Source organism: Acinetobacter sp. V89_4, from assembly GCF_029967875.1.
GTDB lineage: Bacteria > Pseudomonadota > Gammaproteobacteria > Pseudomonadales > Moraxellaceae > Acinetobacter > Acinetobacter oleivorans.
Map to the genome: position 1 here is coordinate 61559 of NZ_JASCAI010000018.1, position 13664 is coordinate 75222.

General features: G+C 40.2%; 15 protein-coding genes. 2 read left to right on the forward strand and 13 right to left on the reverse strand.

All coding sequences use genetic code 11. From position 1 onward, the window contains the following. Position 1: 1 nt before the first annotated feature. From QLG01_RS06595 to QLG01_RS06605, 3 genes are all read right to left on the reverse strand, one after another. Positions 2-172 (reverse strand): hypothetical protein, encoded by a 171-nt coding sequence (locus QLG01_RS06595; RefSeq protein WP_004794296.1) that lies wholly within the window; start codon positions 170-172, stop codon positions 2-4. Between the two features lie 128 nt (positions 173-300). Next, on the reverse strand, positions 301-1977 hold the full coding sequence (locus QLG01_RS06600; RefSeq protein ID WP_282496059.1) for a mechanosensitive ion channel: 1677 nt from the start codon (positions 1975-1977) through the stop codon (positions 301-303). A gap of 221 nt (positions 1978-2198) precedes the next feature. Then, entirely contained in the window at positions 2199-2432 is a 234-nt protein-coding gene (locus QLG01_RS06605) for a hypothetical protein (RefSeq protein WP_005302983.1), read from the reverse strand. A gap of 290 nt (positions 2433-2722) precedes the next feature. Here QLG01_RS06605 and QLG01_RS06610 point away from each other — a divergent pair, with 290 nt between their 5' ends. Further along, on the forward strand, positions 2723-3142 hold the full coding sequence (locus QLG01_RS06610) for a hypothetical protein (RefSeq protein ID WP_171056780.1): 420 nt from the start codon (positions 2723-2725) through the stop codon (positions 3140-3142). Between the two features lie 48 nt (positions 3143-3190). Here the strand turns inward: QLG01_RS06610 and QLG01_RS06615 are convergent, their stop codons facing one another. Next, positions 3191-3952, reverse strand: a complete 762-nt coding sequence (locus QLG01_RS06615) for a ferredoxin--NADP reductase (protein ID WP_005302981.1) — start codon at positions 3950-3952, stop codon at positions 3191-3193. 86 nt (positions 3953-4038) lie between these two features. Here QLG01_RS06615 and gigC point away from each other — a divergent pair, with 86 nt between their 5' ends. Continuing rightward, positions 4039-4923 (forward strand): LysR family transcriptional regulator GigC, encoded by an 885-nt coding sequence (gene gigC, locus QLG01_RS06620; protein WP_004794306.1) that lies wholly within the window; start codon positions 4039-4041, stop codon positions 4921-4923. Between the two features lie 205 nt (positions 4924-5128). On the opposite strand, the gene QLG01_RS06625 is transcribed toward gigC, so the two are convergent. The 9 genes from QLG01_RS06625 to nuoH all read right to left on the reverse strand — a co-directional run bounded on the left by QLG01_RS06625 (position 5129) and on the right by nuoH (position 13663). Further along, complete coding sequence (locus tag QLG01_RS06625; RefSeq protein WP_004794308.1) at positions 5129-5422, reverse strand: cold shock domain-containing protein; 294 nt, start codon at positions 5420-5422, stop codon at positions 5129-5131. A 116-nt stretch (positions 5423-5538) separates the two neighbouring features. Next, a complete protein-coding gene (gene upp, locus QLG01_RS06630) occupies positions 5539-6174 on the reverse strand; it encodes a uracil phosphoribosyltransferase (RefSeq protein ID WP_004794310.1) in 636 nt (211 codons plus the stop codon). Positions 6175-6274: 100 nt separating this feature from the next. Continuing rightward, positions 6275-7771: an NADH-quinone oxidoreductase subunit NuoN gene (gene nuoN, locus QLG01_RS06635; protein ID WP_004794312.1), complete on the reverse strand. Its 1497-nt coding sequence runs from the start codon at positions 7769-7771 to the stop codon at positions 6275-6277. A 2-nt stretch (positions 7772-7773) separates the two neighbouring features. Then, the gene (gene nuoM / locus QLG01_RS06640) at positions 7774-9372 is read right to left on the reverse strand and encodes an NADH-quinone oxidoreductase subunit M (RefSeq protein WP_004794314.1); all 1599 of its coding nucleotides are present in this window, start codon (positions 9370-9372) and stop codon (positions 7774-7776) included. Between the two features lies 1 nt (position 9373). After that, positions 9374-11263, reverse strand: a complete 1890-nt coding sequence (nuoL, locus tag QLG01_RS06645; RefSeq protein ID WP_004794316.1) for an NADH-quinone oxidoreductase subunit L — start codon at positions 11261-11263, stop codon at positions 9374-9376. Continuing rightward, positions 11260-11568, reverse strand: coding sequence for an NADH-quinone oxidoreductase subunit NuoK (gene nuoK / locus QLG01_RS06650; protein WP_003653467.1), 309 nt, complete (start codon positions 11566-11568; stop codon positions 11260-11262). The genes nuoL and nuoK overlap by 4 nt, the downstream gene beginning before the upstream one ends. Then, positions 11568-12086 carry an NADH-quinone oxidoreductase subunit J gene (gene nuoJ, locus QLG01_RS06655; protein WP_014205902.1) on the reverse strand — a complete coding sequence of 173 codons (519 nt, stop codon included), beginning with the start codon at positions 12084-12086 and terminating at the stop codon, positions 11568-11570. The genes nuoK and nuoJ overlap by 1 nt, the downstream gene beginning before the upstream one ends. After that, the gene (gene nuoI / locus QLG01_RS06660; protein ID WP_004794319.1) at positions 12086-12628 is read right to left on the reverse strand and encodes an NADH-quinone oxidoreductase subunit NuoI; all 543 of its coding nucleotides are present in this window, start codon (positions 12626-12628) and stop codon (positions 12086-12088) included. Before nuoI ends, nuoJ begins: the two co-directional genes overlap by 1 nt. Before the next feature lie 18 nt (positions 12629-12646). After that, positions 12647-13663, reverse strand: a complete 1017-nt coding sequence (nuoH, locus tag QLG01_RS06665) for an NADH-quinone oxidoreductase subunit NuoH (RefSeq protein ID WP_004703499.1) — start codon at positions 13661-13663, stop codon at positions 12647-12649. Between the last annotated feature and the right edge of the window lies 1 nt (position 13664).

The window sequence follows — 13664 nt, forward strand, 5'->3', positions numbered from 1 at the left end:
GCTAATTTGAGTTTTTCGAACTACTTGATGCGTTCGATGAATCTTGTGGCTGAGAAGTAGTCTGTTTTGAGCTTTCCGACTTACTAAATACAAATTTATAAGCACTTGCTAAAAACCCTACCGTAATTCCGGCAATGACAATCGGTGCTAAAAAACGACCTGGTTTCTTCATCGTATTTTCCTCACTTATTTGTTTTTATAACGGCCAAAAAAGAACGACCACTCAATATAGAGTGGTCGAACTTATCACAAAAATCAAAGATTTTTTGTACTGTTTATCTGAAATTTAATTTAATTCCCTTAAATTTCATCATTTTCGCCTGTAGAACCAAACGGTTTATTCACTGGTGGTTGTGCTGGATTCACCTGTACAGAATCTGCTGGTTTTGCATCAGATGGAGCTGTTGATGGTGGCGTTGTTGGTGCAGATGGAGTTGTTGACGTAGTTGTAGCTGGGGCTGAACTACTCGTACTAGAAGGTGGTTGATAAAGAGGATTTGGTTGATTCGCTTCTTTTTTCGCTTTATCAAGCAAATCAGTTAAAAGTCGTTCTGCTGGTTGGCGACCACCTAAACCGAATGCAAGAGCGAAAGCCACGGCAACCGCGCCTAGAGTCAAACCAAATGCAAGGTTAACAATTGAATCTGCAATACCCATCGCTCTTAAACCAAGCGCAAGTACCAGACCAATAATTAAAACACGAACTAAACTAGCTAACCAACGCGAACTATTATATTCACCACGTTGAACCACATTCGCTACAACATTCGCTAGCCAGAAACCAATTACTAAAATTACAGCACCCAATAGAATGTTTGCACCGAAATGGATAAACATTGCAATGAGACCACTGATTTGATCGAAACCAAGACGGTCCGCTGCTTCAGATACTGCAAACAGCATAGTAAAGAATACAATTAGCCAGCCAACTGCATTAGAAACTTTAGTTTGACCTAAGAAGCGTTGTACATCTAATTTTGCAGGAATTTCATCAACACCCGTACCTGCAATGAGTTCAGCTACTAAGCGGCCAACAAAACGAGAAACAATATAAGCAACCAGTAAAATTAAACCAGCCGCAATAATGTTTGGAATTGCTTGCAAGATTTCATTTAGCATTGCTGTCGCAGGTTGAGAAATTGTCTCAATACCTAACGCTTCGAACGCTACAATTAATGTAGTAATAATGATAATGGCAAAAACAAATGAACCTAAGAATTTGCCTACATTAGAGCTTTTGAAAAGACCAATTTTTTCAGCTTGAGCCTGAACACCTAAGCTATTTACTAGACCTTCAACAATACCGCGTACAATTTTTGCCAAGATATAACCAACAAAAACGATAACGCCAGCAATAAAGATATTTGGTAAGAAAGCTACGGCGTCATTTACCATATTTTGAACTGGAATGAGTAAGCCTGTAAGTCCTAATATTGACAGAACAATCGGAAGGAAAAGTAACAATACAAGCCAATAAAGAATTTCACCAATGTTCTGGCTAATTCCACCTACACCCACTTCACTGCTTAACTTATCATCGAGTTGGGTTCTGGATAAAACATTGGTAATGCCTGCCCGCACCAGTCGAGCAACGATCCAACCAATAAAACCCACCACCACAGCAGCAATAATATTTGGAATGTAGACCAGTACCTGATTTACCATGTTGCTGAATGGGCCACTCACTCCACTAATGTTGAGCACATTTAGAGCCGCGACAACAGCTAAAATCAGAATAAACCAGAATACTACCTTGGAGATCAGGCCTTCAATATTTGGCGCTCGGCCAGTAGCTGAAGATAGTTTGGCATTGGTATTTACTTTTTGTAGAAGCTTTTTCACACCTGCTGCTACTAATAAAGCAATTATCCAACCAACCAATAAGATCACTACTGCAGCCAGGATAGGATGAAACTGATCCCAGTAATACATCGCATCAAATTGAGCGCCGCGAGGCCCATCAAAAAATTCATTCATATTGTTATGTCCTCAATTGTTATGTTCTTTTCAGTGTTATCTCTAGGAAACACCATTCGTTGTAAAAAATGACGATGAATGCGGTCTATCTCACATTATGTTTTGAATATTTTCTAATCAACACACTTCTGCACAAATACAACAAATTGATGCAAAAGGTTGCAAAAAAGCCTTCAGGTTTACACCTAAAGGCTTGATATCAAGTTAAACTGATTCTCTTATTACCCTGTGTAGGTCTTTAAATTCAAATCAGAACTACCCTTAATTACATGTGGTGTGGTCTCATTTTGAAATGCTCCTTCTTGTTTAGGAGTCTGGTTGTGGTCAGCAACCATATAGACAATAAGTGCAAGAAGAAAAAGCCCAACAATAATTAAAATATAAACTGGCAGTCTTCTTTTTTTCGCAGTTTCTTCAGGACTCGTCACATGAGGTGGTTTTGAAAAGTCATGCATCTTCTTTCCCCTCTTCTATTATCATTAACTTTATATTCATCATAGCAATTTGCTTTGTTGCATTGTGTGAAAAAGCATTATTGGAAGGTGTCTGTAGTTGCAAAACTCTACTTTTAAATCAATAAAAATAGTATAAAATTTGCACACATTAATTTAGCCAATTAAAAATAATTTCTCTTTATTCACGAACTTCGTCTATTCCCCATTTGTAATACAATATGTTTTAGCGCTTACTTTTTATAAAATAGGCTATAATAAGCCCCCTAGTTTTAAAGCTGCTCTATTTTATGATGTATCGTCAGCAAAACGTAACTCTTGATCTCGACACTGACGTCACACATCAATGTTATATACACCAGACGAGAGATGAACATCTCATTGGTATTATTGAATTTAATAAACCAAGTTATGAACTCAAGTGGGGCGATCTGGAGTATTTTCGTCGTCGTACTGAAGAGTTTTCAGTGATGCCATTTCCTGACTGCATTAACGCCATGATTGTTGATATTCGTAATATCAATATTTTTCTGGACAATGAAGTTCCAATTTTACCTTGGCGTTTACTTGAAGAAGACTGCCCTGTTCGCTTAGTTGTTCCTCAAGATCGTTTGGAACATTATGCAGGCCTTTTTGAACCAACTTGGCTTTCAAGCGATGTAGACAGTGCAATTTCCGAAATTCGTGAATTTATGGATATGTTTGTCCATTAATAAACATATCCATAAAAATAATTTTAAAGTTCTTTTAATTGTCGTTTGTTACCAGTAATTTTCTACTGCAATATTTCCCTCACCTCGACGATTCATCGTCAAACCACGCCGCTTTAAAGCATCTTTCGTGTCATCTACCATTTCTGGGTTTCCACAAAGCATGACATGGCTTGTTGCAGGGCTCAGTTCTATACCAGCAACTTTTTCTAATTCACCATTCTCAATCAAAACTGGCAAACGATCATGTAACTGTGCTGATGGATCACGAGTGATAATTGAAATAAATTTAAAACCGATGTGCCCTTCCCCAAAAGTTTCAGCAATTTCTTGAATACGATCGACATAAGCTAATTCAGCTGCGGTACGGACACTGTAGACCAAATTAATCTTTTGATATTTAGACCATGTATCGAAATCTTGTAGCATCGACAAAAACGGCGCCAAACCCGTACCCGTTGCCAATAACCATAAATCATGCGGTAAAGGCTGTTGATAGCGAGCTAAAGTAAGATAACCATAAGGTATTTTTTCTAAATAAAGCTCATCTCCTACCTTCAAATGTTGAAGATTAGAGGTAAATGCACCATCAGGCACTACAATCGAGAAAAATTCTAGCGTTTCATCAAATGGAGACGACACCACCGAATAGGCACGAACAACAAGTTCCTCTCCAACTTTCAGTCCAATACGTGCAAATTGCCCAGCCGTAAATTTAAAATGCGCAGGGCGAGTCATGGTGAAACTAAAAAGAGTTGGCGTCCAGCGGTGTACAGATAAAACTTTTTCTACGCTAAATTTTTCAATTGACATGATTTCAACGTGGCATGAAATAGTGCGCTCATGTTAGCATGACAGCCGAAATAATGAATACTTTTAAACGTTAAGGCTTTTTAAACATGCGCATGACATTACGCCAGTTGGCTGTTTTTGTAGCAGTCGCTCAAGAAGGAACTGTCACCAAAGCCAGTGATGCGGTCAGACTGACGCAAAGTGCAGCAAGTATGGCTTTAGCCGATTTAGAGGATGGTCTTGGTGCCCCTCTATTTGATCGTTTAGGTAAACGACTACAACTCAATGATCTTGGTCGGTTTTTATTGCCTCAAGCGCTAGAAATATTAGGTCGCTGTGAAGCTTTTGAGCAAGCTGCAAAAGGTGAATTACAAAGCATTGATTTACGTATTGGGGCAACTCTAACGATCAGTGATTATCTCATGCCAGATTTAATGGCGAACTTTTTACAGTATCACCCCAAGGCACATTTGCAATTACAGGTGGGTAACACACGCCAAATGATTGAAGCAGTCAATCAGTTTCAGCTTGATTTAGCATTAATTGAAGGCTCATGTCACCTGCCTCAACTTCAATGTATTCACTGGCGAGATGATGAGCTTGCAGTATGCTGCTCCCCTAATCACCCTCTAGCACGTTTAAATCGACCTTTAACTGCAAATGATTTTTATCAAGTTGAATGGATTTTACGTGAGGAAGGTTCGGGAACTCGTGAAGTGTTTGATAATGCTATTTTACAAGATCTCCCAGATGCCAATATTCGCCTAACCCTCGGTCACAATGAAGCAATCTTGAAAATTGTTGCTGGTGGTTTAGGAATGTCTTGTATCTCTAAACTGGCTATTGAACCTTTAATTGAAAAAGGGCAATTAGTGATTTTAGAAACACCTTTCTGGCAACTCACTCGCCCACTTTACATGTTGGTACATCGTCAAAAATACCAAGGCCCTGGCCTAAAAGCTTTCTTGCAATTCTGTGAAGATCAAGTTTAAGACCTGATCTTCTAGTACCATCTTGAGTCATTCTCACATGGCTCACCATTTTTCATTTTATTATTTATGGGTTAAGACAATTAAGGGAAGCCAATACTTCCCTTAATTTTGTATTACTTACTTGTTCGAAACGTTATCAATAATCATCTCTATCCGTCATAGCTAAACTCAACACTAAGCTAGGTTTGAAGATTGAGAGTCTCTATTAACGTCGAAAATGTGATAACAACTCTGACGTAATCGCTTTATTATGATCAGCGATTTTATTCTTTTTTGTTTTAGCCGGATTAGGATCGATACGCTCGATCTTGATAGCCTTAAATTTCCCCTGATTATCTGCCGCAAGAAATCTCACTTTTTCATTTCTTTTTGGCTCACCTTCGGATGCAGGGAAATCAGAAATATGAAAGAAAATATCTCCTTCAGTAGTCGAAATAAAGCCAAATCCCTTATCAGGATCATATTGTTTAACCTTTCCGGTATAAAATTCTTGCTTCATGATCTTTACCTTACTTTTTCAATACTGTTATTACAGTAGAAAATTAAAAAGAGACTTTCAATCCGCCCTCAAAACTTTACGGTTTGATTAAGTCTCTTTTATCGTTATTTCAAAAATTAGTCTTTTTGGACACTACCAAAAATTTTATCGCCCGCATCACCTAGACCAGGAACAATATAGCCTTGTTCATTTAAGCCATTATCAATAGATGCTGTATAAATCTGTACATCAGGATGAGCTGCTTCAACTTTAGCAACACCTTCCGGAGCAGCAACTAATACCATAACACGTATATCTTTACAGCCACTCGCCTTTAATACGTCAATCGCAGCAACTAATGAATTACCTGTTGCCAACATTGGATCGATAATCATTGCAAGACGATTAGCCACATCTGGAACTAGTTTTTTATAATAAGTACGAACTTCTAGTGTTTCTTCATTACGCTCAAGACCTAAAACACTTACTTTTGCACTTGGAATCAGATTAAGTACACCATCCAGCATACCAATTCCTGCACGTAAAATCGGTACAATCGTTATTTTTTTACCAGCAATACGCTGTGTAGTAACAGTTCCAGCCCATCCAGCAATTTCACAATCCACCACTGGTAAATCTTTTGTTGCTTCATAAGTCAACAACATAGTCACTTCCTGAGCAAGCTCACGGAAATTCTTAGTACTGATATCAGAACGACGCAACAAACCTAATTTATGACGAATAAGTGGGTGACGAATTTCTTGAATGGCCACAGATGTTACCTAAAAATATAAAAACGTATTTATTATAATCTTTTTTTAATGCTCAATAAAAAAAAGCCTCCAGATTTGGAGGCTTTTTTGTACACTAGAATTAGTGTTGTTGTGAAAGCATGAAATGTAATGGAGATAAAATTTCTGCTTTTAATGCTAAATTAATCATTGGATCTGGGTAAACACCCAAAATAATAACTAATGCAGCAGCAGCTAATACCATTAAACCACCTACTTTTTGACCCCAATGAGCATCTGCATCAATACGAGGAGTTTCTGGTGGTGTCATATACATTACAACCATCACACGTAAGTAATAGTACAAACCAATACCACTACCCACAATAATCATTGCAGCCAAGAACCAGTGCTGAGTTGTTACAGCAGCCATTACAACCAAGAACTTACCAATGAAGCCTGCTGTTAATGGAATACCAGCCAAAGATAACATCATGACTGTTAAAGTTGCTGTAAGTACTGGACGACGCCAGAACAAACCACGGTAGTCTGCAAGACTTTGTGCTTCATCTACGTTGTTATATGGGCTAGACATTAACGCTACAGCACCAAAAGCACCGATAGTTGTTAAAACGTAAGACACCACATATACAGTTACACTACCCAAGCTCGCATAAGTCATGCTAATTAAAGCAATTAACAAATAACCAAAATGAGCAATAGATGAATAACCGAGAATACGTTTTAAGTTAACTTGACGAACAGCGAGTAAGTTACCAACTAAAATCGACAATACTGCAATGATTGTCAAAATAGTAACTAACGAGTCCACCATAATTGCGCCTGAAGCAAGCATATAGCGCACGAACAAACCAATGGTTGCAACTTTAGCAGCAGTCGCTAAGAAAGTTGCCATTGGCGCTGGTGCACCTGCATATACATCTGGTGTCCATTTATGGAACGGCGCAAGCGATAATTTAAACGCAACAGCAAAGATAATGAGTGCTAAACCTAATAACACCATTGGCTGTTTGATTGCGCCAAATAAAGCCTGTACAGAATCATAGAATGAAAGTGAACCAGTATATGCATAGATATATGCCATACCCATCAACAACATTGCAGAAGCTGTCGCTGAAAGTACAAGATATTTAATACCAGCTTCAAGTGAACTACTACGTTGATAAGTATAAGCAAGTAAGCCGTATACAGGGATCGACATTAACTCAAGGCTAATGAAGAACGATGCATAGTGAGAACTTGCAACCATCAACATTGCACCTGCTACTGAAGCAAGTAACAAAAGATAGAGCTCTTCGCGGTTATCTTTATAAGTTTCGATGTAAGCGTGAGACAAAGTACAACAAGCCAACGCCGCAATCAAAATCATAAATTGATAGAACATGGTAAATGGATCAACCATAAACATGCCCATCACATTTGCCGGTACAAACTTACCGCCAAATACTGCAAATAAAATATAAAGTGCAGCGAGGTTTAAACCAACAACAGAAGCTGTTGCGATTAAATTATGATTACGCTTAATTGAAATTAACAGCATGACGACGATTGTTGTTAAAGCAACAATCATCACCGGAGCTAAAGGCATAAGCGTAGCGAATGATACTGTGAAGTTCATGATTATTGGATCTCCACATGGTCAAGTTGAGTAGCTGTTTGCTGAACAGTGTCAACGACTTCTTGAACTGGCACATAACTATTGACGAACCACTGCATGCTTGAATGAGATACATCCAAGAATGTCTGTGGGTAGATACCAAGCCAAACGAGACCAATCGCACAAATCATCAAAATACCAACTTCACGAGCAGATAAGTCTTTTAGTGGACTAGTGTAGTGTTGCTTTTGTTCAGGATTTGGTTCACCAAACAAAGCGCGGTGAATCAAAATCAAGCCGTATAAGCCTGCAAATACAAGGCTGATAGAAGCAAGAATCGTGAATACAGGATATTTATTAAATGAACCCATCAAAATCAGGAATTCACCAATAAAGTTACCTAACCCTGGTACACCAACAAGAGCAGCAACGAAGAACATCAAGAAAAATGGCAAGTACTGAAGCTGGCCACGAAGACCACCCATTAAACGCAAGTCACGTGTATGTAAACGTTCGTAGATTTGACCAGACATAATGAACAATGCAGCTGATGACAAACCATGTGCCAACATCATGATCATTAGACCTTGGAAGGTCAAAATGTTACCTGCGTAGATCGCAAGTAAAATAAAGCCCATGTGTGAAATCGACGTATACGCAAGTAAACGTTTCATGTCAGTTTGCTGGTAAGCACACCATGCGCCGTAGAAAATACCAATCAAACCGAAAATAATCGCAATGTCTGCAAACTGAGCAGAAGCTGTCGGGAAGAATGGAATAACGAAACGAAGCAAGCCATACGCAGCTGTTTTAATCAAGATACCCGCTAAGTCTACAGAACCTGCTGTAGGTGCTTGAGCATGCGCATCTGGTAACCAACCGTGTAATGGGAACACTGGTAACTTCACCGCAAAACCGATGAAGAAACAGATCATGAAACCGTATGCTAAGCCAGGCGGTAAGTGGTTAGCTACAGCTAATAAATAGTTGTAATCGAAACCGATCATGCCTGTCATCATGTAGCCATAAACCACAAGACCAAGAATACCGATTAACATCACTAAACCAGCGATTTGCGTGTAAAGGAAGAACTTAGTAGCTGCGTAAACACGTGAACGACCGTTTGAACCTTTATGACCCCATAACGCAATCAGGAAGTAGATTGGTACAAGCATCATCTCCCAGAAGAAGAAGAACAAGAACAAGTCAATTGCTAAGAATACACCGATAACGCCACCTAAACTCCATAAAAGGTTTAAGTGGAAGAAACCAACGTTCTTTTGAATTTCGCCCCATGAACAACCAACAGCAAGTACACCAAGTAACGCTGTTAATAACACCATGAGTAAAGATAAGCCATCCACAGCTAAGTGAATGCCGATACCGAGTGATTGAATCCACGGTAAATAGAACTCAGCAGACCAAGTTGGGATTTTTGAACCCATCTCATAGCTATAAGTTCCATTTTGCCAAAGTGCAAGACCTAAGCCCAAAGTAATGAGCATACCAATTAAGGCAATCCAGCGCGGCAAGGTTTTGTCGAGCTTATCGACTAACCAACAAATAAAACCAGCAATGAACGGAACAAGGATCAGCGCGGGTAAAATTAAATTGTTTTCCATTTTATTTCCCCACTACCTGAATAACGATCAAGATCATCAATAACACCACTACACCGAGTGACATACTTGATGCGTATTCACGCAATGAACCGGTTTGACGTGAGCTTGTAAAACTGTTTCCGCCTTTAACAAGTGCAGGAAGAACTAACCACAAACTGTCAATCGGGTCACGGCCAAAGATTTTGGCGAAGAATAAATAAGGTTTAACAAAAACGATGTCATACAATGCATCAAAACCAAAAGCGGTACGGCAAATATGTGCCAAACCTGAACCCAAACTTGTTTGAGCGAATGATTTCACTGCACCATAAGCAAATGTAAATAATGCTATACCAACAACTAGACCAACTAGCGCAATTCCTACTGCTAAATGCTCTGCCCCATGCATGCCTTCAACAAATTGTTCAGCCACATGGAATTCAGGAATTTTTGCAGTATTAAGAATACCAGCTACAGGTGCTTTTAATACGGCACCAACAAAAGTAGAAAGTACAGCTAAAATGCCCAATGGAGCCCAGTAAGTTGCACCTTTAATTTCATGGTAAGGCGTGTTTTCTTGACCAAAGAATACAACCCAGATTAAACGGAATGTATAGATTGAAGTCAGGAATGCACCTGCTACACCCACCCAATATAAGGTGTGATAGAGGGCAACTGATTGACCTTGTACCCAAACTTCACCAAGAATCGCATCTTTAGAGAAGAAACCAATGGTCAAGAATGGAATCGCTGCTAATGCACCGCCACCAATCGCGAAACAAGCAAATAGGAATTTGTTACGCTTGAACAAGCCACCCATTTTGAAGATGTTTTGCTCGTGGTGGTAAGCCAAAATCACCGCACCAGAAGACAAGAATAATAATGCCTTAAAGAATGCGTGAGCCAACATATGGAACAAGCCAGCTTGATACGCTTCCGCACCTACAGCCATAAACATATAACCCAACTGACTCATTGTTGAGTAAGCCAAGATACGTTTGATGTCTGTTTGAACAAGTGCAGCAAAACCTGCAACTAACAAAGTTACCGCGCCAGTTACTGAAATGAATTGCATCACTTCAGGAGCAAGTTCAAATACGCTGAATAGACGGCAGCATAAGTACACACCAGCCGTTACCATTGTGGCAGCATGGATTAATGCAGAAACAGGTGTTGGACCTGCCATTGCATCTGCCAACCATGTTTGCAATGGAATTTGTGCAGATTTACCAGCAGCACCCAAGAACAACATTAATGCAGTCCAGATCGTAAGAGACGAACTCTTCGTCATTACTTCTGCTGCATGTTCAACGATGTACTGAGTATTTAGCGTACCAAATTGTTGGTAAAGCAAGAATAAAGCGATAAGTAAGAATACGTCACCTACGCGGGTAACTGTAAATGCTTTGATCGCAGCCCAACCATTTGCAGGGTTTGCATAATAGAAACCGATAAGCAAATAAGAGCAAAGACCTACGCCTTCCCACCCTAAGAATAACAACGCTAAGTTGTCGCCCAATACAAGAACAAGCATGCTGGCAACAAACAGGTTGAAATAAGAGAAGAAACGCGCATAACCCTCTTCACCGCGCATGTACCATGATGCAAAGATATGGATTAAGAAACCAACACCTGTCACCATGCCCATCATGAGTAAAGATAAGCCATCTAAATGTAAGCTAATGCCCGGTGCAAAACCACCAACATTGAACCATGTCCACAGATTTTGAACAAAAACTTGCTGACCACTTGTGGTAAATGCCATTCCAGCAATCAATGCAAATAATGCAGATAAACCTACAGAACCTACACCAATAATTGCTGCAACATTTTCAGAGAGTTTGTCTCGTCCCGCCGCCAATAAAATAAAACCGATTAGCGGAAATAATACTGTTAGATATAAATAACTCATCCGCGCATCTCACTAGCAGCATCCACATCCAAATGATGGAAGCGATGATAGAACTGAAGGACAATCGCAAGACCGATACATGCCTCTGCTGCTGCAAGGGTCAAAATCAGAATGAACATCACTTGTCCATCTGGTTGTGCCCATACGCTACCCGCAAGAACAAATGCCAATGCAGCAGCATTCATCATGACCTCAAGGCTCATTAACATAAATAATAGGTTGCGTCGCACCATTACACCGTAAAAACCGAGTGCAAAAAGGATGGTTGCAACAATCAAACCATGTTCTAAAGGAATCTGGCCCATTATTCTTTTTCCTCTTCTGCACCTGGTTCACGTTTACCTAAGTGGTATGCTGCAACAAGGGCTGCTAGCAATAACATCGCGGCAACTTCAACCAATAATAAATAGTGAGTAAAGAGTGCTTGACCAACGACTTTTGGTCCAATCACTTGTGCCCCAAGCGGTGCTGAAATAGTAGTGTATTCACCACCAAGCATCCAAACTAAAAGCAAGCCGAGCAAGAAACTCATGAGTGCTGGATATGCCCAAGCATCTGAAGAAAGCCATTTACGTTCTTGTTCAACGGTGTGTTGACCTAAGTTAAGCATCATCACAACGAATACGAACAGAACCATAATTGCTCCGGCATAGACGATGATTTCAAGAGCACCTGCAAAAGGCGCCCCCACTATCATGAAAATACCAGCAACAGCAAGCAATGAAACGATTAGACTAAGTAAAGCGTGTACAGGGTTCGTGTTAGTCACTACACGAACCGTAGAAACGATGGCCACGAGTGCCATCAAATAAAACGGCCACATCATGGTAATAGACTCCGTACATCGATTGGTGCACTTTCTTTTTGTGCTTGACCTTTCTCTTTACCGTTAATCGCCATACCCGTTACACGGTAGAAGTTGTAGTCTGGGTATTTTCCCGGACCTGAAATGAGTAAGTTTTCTTTCTCATAAACAAGGTCTTGACGTACGTATTCGCCTAACTCGAAGTCTGGTGTGAGCTGAATTGCAGTTGTTGGACAAGCTTCTTCACACATACCGCAGAAAATACAACGTGAAAAGTTGATGCGGAAAAATTCCGGATACCAACGTCCATCTTCTGTTTCTGCTTTTTGTAGTGAGATACAGCCAACTGGACACGCAACCGCACATAGGTTACATGCCACACAACGCTCTTCCCCATCTGGGTCACGCGTCAACACAATACGACCACGAAAGCGTGGCGGCACAATCTGTTCAGCCGGTACTTCTGGATATAAAATCGTGTCACGTTTACGCGTTACATGGCTAAATACCATAAACAACGAACGTACAATCGATCCGAATCCAGCTAGAAATTTATACATTTTGTACTCCCTGCTGTCCTAGGCCTGATTCATCAGAATCACAGCACCAGTCACTAACAAGTTGACCAACGCCAATGGCAAACAAATTTTCCAACCAAAGTTCATGACTTGGTCATAACGTGGACGCATTAAAGAACCACGAGCCAAAACAAACATCATTACAAAGAATGCTGTTTTAATCACAAACCAGAATACTGGCGGAACAAATGGAATTTCTAAATTGAATGGTGCTAACCAACCACCGAAGAATAAAGTTACGATCAATGCAGAAATAAGTACCACGTTGACATATTCAGCAACGAAGAACATACCCCATTTCATACCACCATATTCAACATGGTAACCTTCAGCCAATTCTTGTTCTGCTTCTGGTTGGTCAAATGGATGACGGTGAGTTACCGCAACACCAGCAACCACAAAAATCAAGAAACCTAAGAATTGTGGAATAACGAACCAAACATCGCGTTGTGCTTCAACAATTTCACGAAGGTTAAATGAGCCTGCAATTGCAACCACACCCATCAATGAGATACCCAAGAACACTTCATAAGAAATGGTTTGAGCAGCCGAACGTAAACCACCAAGCAATGAGTATTTGTTATTTGAAGCCCAGCCACCAAACAATACTGCATAGACTGCAATACCAGCCATTGCCATGAAGAACAACAAACCGATACTCATGTCGGCAACACCCAGTGAAGGACTCACCGGGATTACCATGAACGAAAGAACCGCTGTTGCCATTGCAACAGCTGGTGCTAAACGGAATGTAAGTTTGTCAGCAAATTTTGGTGTCCAGTCTTCTTTGAACATGATCTTGAGCATGTCGGCAACGATCTGGAACATACCACCAGGACCAACACGGTTCGGACCATAACGGTCTTGCCACCAAGCAAGTAAACGACGTTCAATGAAAGACATCAAGGCTGCAACTAAAACAACAACAAGCAAAATCACAACTGCTTGAACTACAGCGTAGGCGATTGGCCAGTTCTCAGCCCAAAGTGGCGTTTGACGTATAATTTCTTGATTCATG

What these genes read in the sequence shown, in the direction of transcription:
- nuoK (WP_003653467.1), bottom strand. Translation starts at nt 11,568, where the DNA reads ATGGGCCAGATTCCTTTAGAACATGGTTTGATTGTTGCAACCATCCTT.
- QLG01_RS06625 (WP_004794308.1), bottom strand. Translation starts at nt 5,422, where the DNA reads ATGAAGCAAGAATTTTATACCGGAAAGGTTAAACAATATGATCCTGAT.
- nuoL (WP_004794316.1), bottom strand. Translation starts at nt 11,263, where the DNA reads ATGAGTTATTTATATCTAACAGTATTATTTCCGCTAATCGGTTTTATT.
- nuoI (WP_004794319.1), bottom strand. Translation starts at nt 12,628, where the DNA reads ATGTATAAATTTCTAGCTGGATTCGGATCGATTGTACGTTCGTTGTTT.
- QLG01_RS06595 (WP_004794296.1), bottom strand. Translation starts at nt 172, where the DNA reads ATGAAGAAACCAGGTCGTTTTTTAGCACCGATTGTCATTGCCGGAATT.
- QLG01_RS06610 (WP_171056780.1), top strand. Translation starts at nt 2,723, where the DNA reads ATGTATCGTCAGCAAAACGTAACTCTTGATCTCGACACTGACGTCACA.
- QLG01_RS06600 (WP_282496059.1), bottom strand. Translation starts at nt 1,977, where the DNA reads ATGAATGAATTTTTTGATGGGCCTCGCGGCGCTCAATTTGATGCGATG.
- nuoN (WP_004794312.1), bottom strand. Translation starts at nt 7,771, where the DNA reads ATGAACTTCACAGTATCATTCGCTACGCTTATGCCTTTAGCTCCGGTG.
- QLG01_RS06615 (WP_005302981.1), bottom strand. Translation starts at nt 3,952, where the DNA reads ATGTCAATTGAAAAATTTAGCGTAGAAAAAGTTTTATCTGTACACCGC.
- QLG01_RS06605 (WP_005302983.1), bottom strand. Translation starts at nt 2,432, where the DNA reads ATGCATGACTTTTCAAAACCACCTCATGTGACGAGTCCTGAAGAAACT.
- nuoM (WP_004794314.1), bottom strand. Translation starts at nt 9,372, where the DNA reads ATGGAAAACAATTTAATTTTACCCGCGCTGATCCTTGTTCCGTTCATT.
- gigC (WP_004794306.1), top strand. Translation starts at nt 4,039, where the DNA reads ATGCGCATGACATTACGCCAGTTGGCTGTTTTTGTAGCAGTCGCTCAA.
- nuoH (WP_004703499.1), bottom strand. Translation starts at nt 13,663, where the DNA reads ATGAATCAAGAAATTATACGTCAAACGCCACTTTGGGCTGAGAACTGG.
- nuoJ (WP_014205902.1), bottom strand. Translation starts at nt 12,086, where the DNA reads ATGTGGCCGTTTTATTTGATGGCACTCGTGGCCATCGTTTCTACGGTT.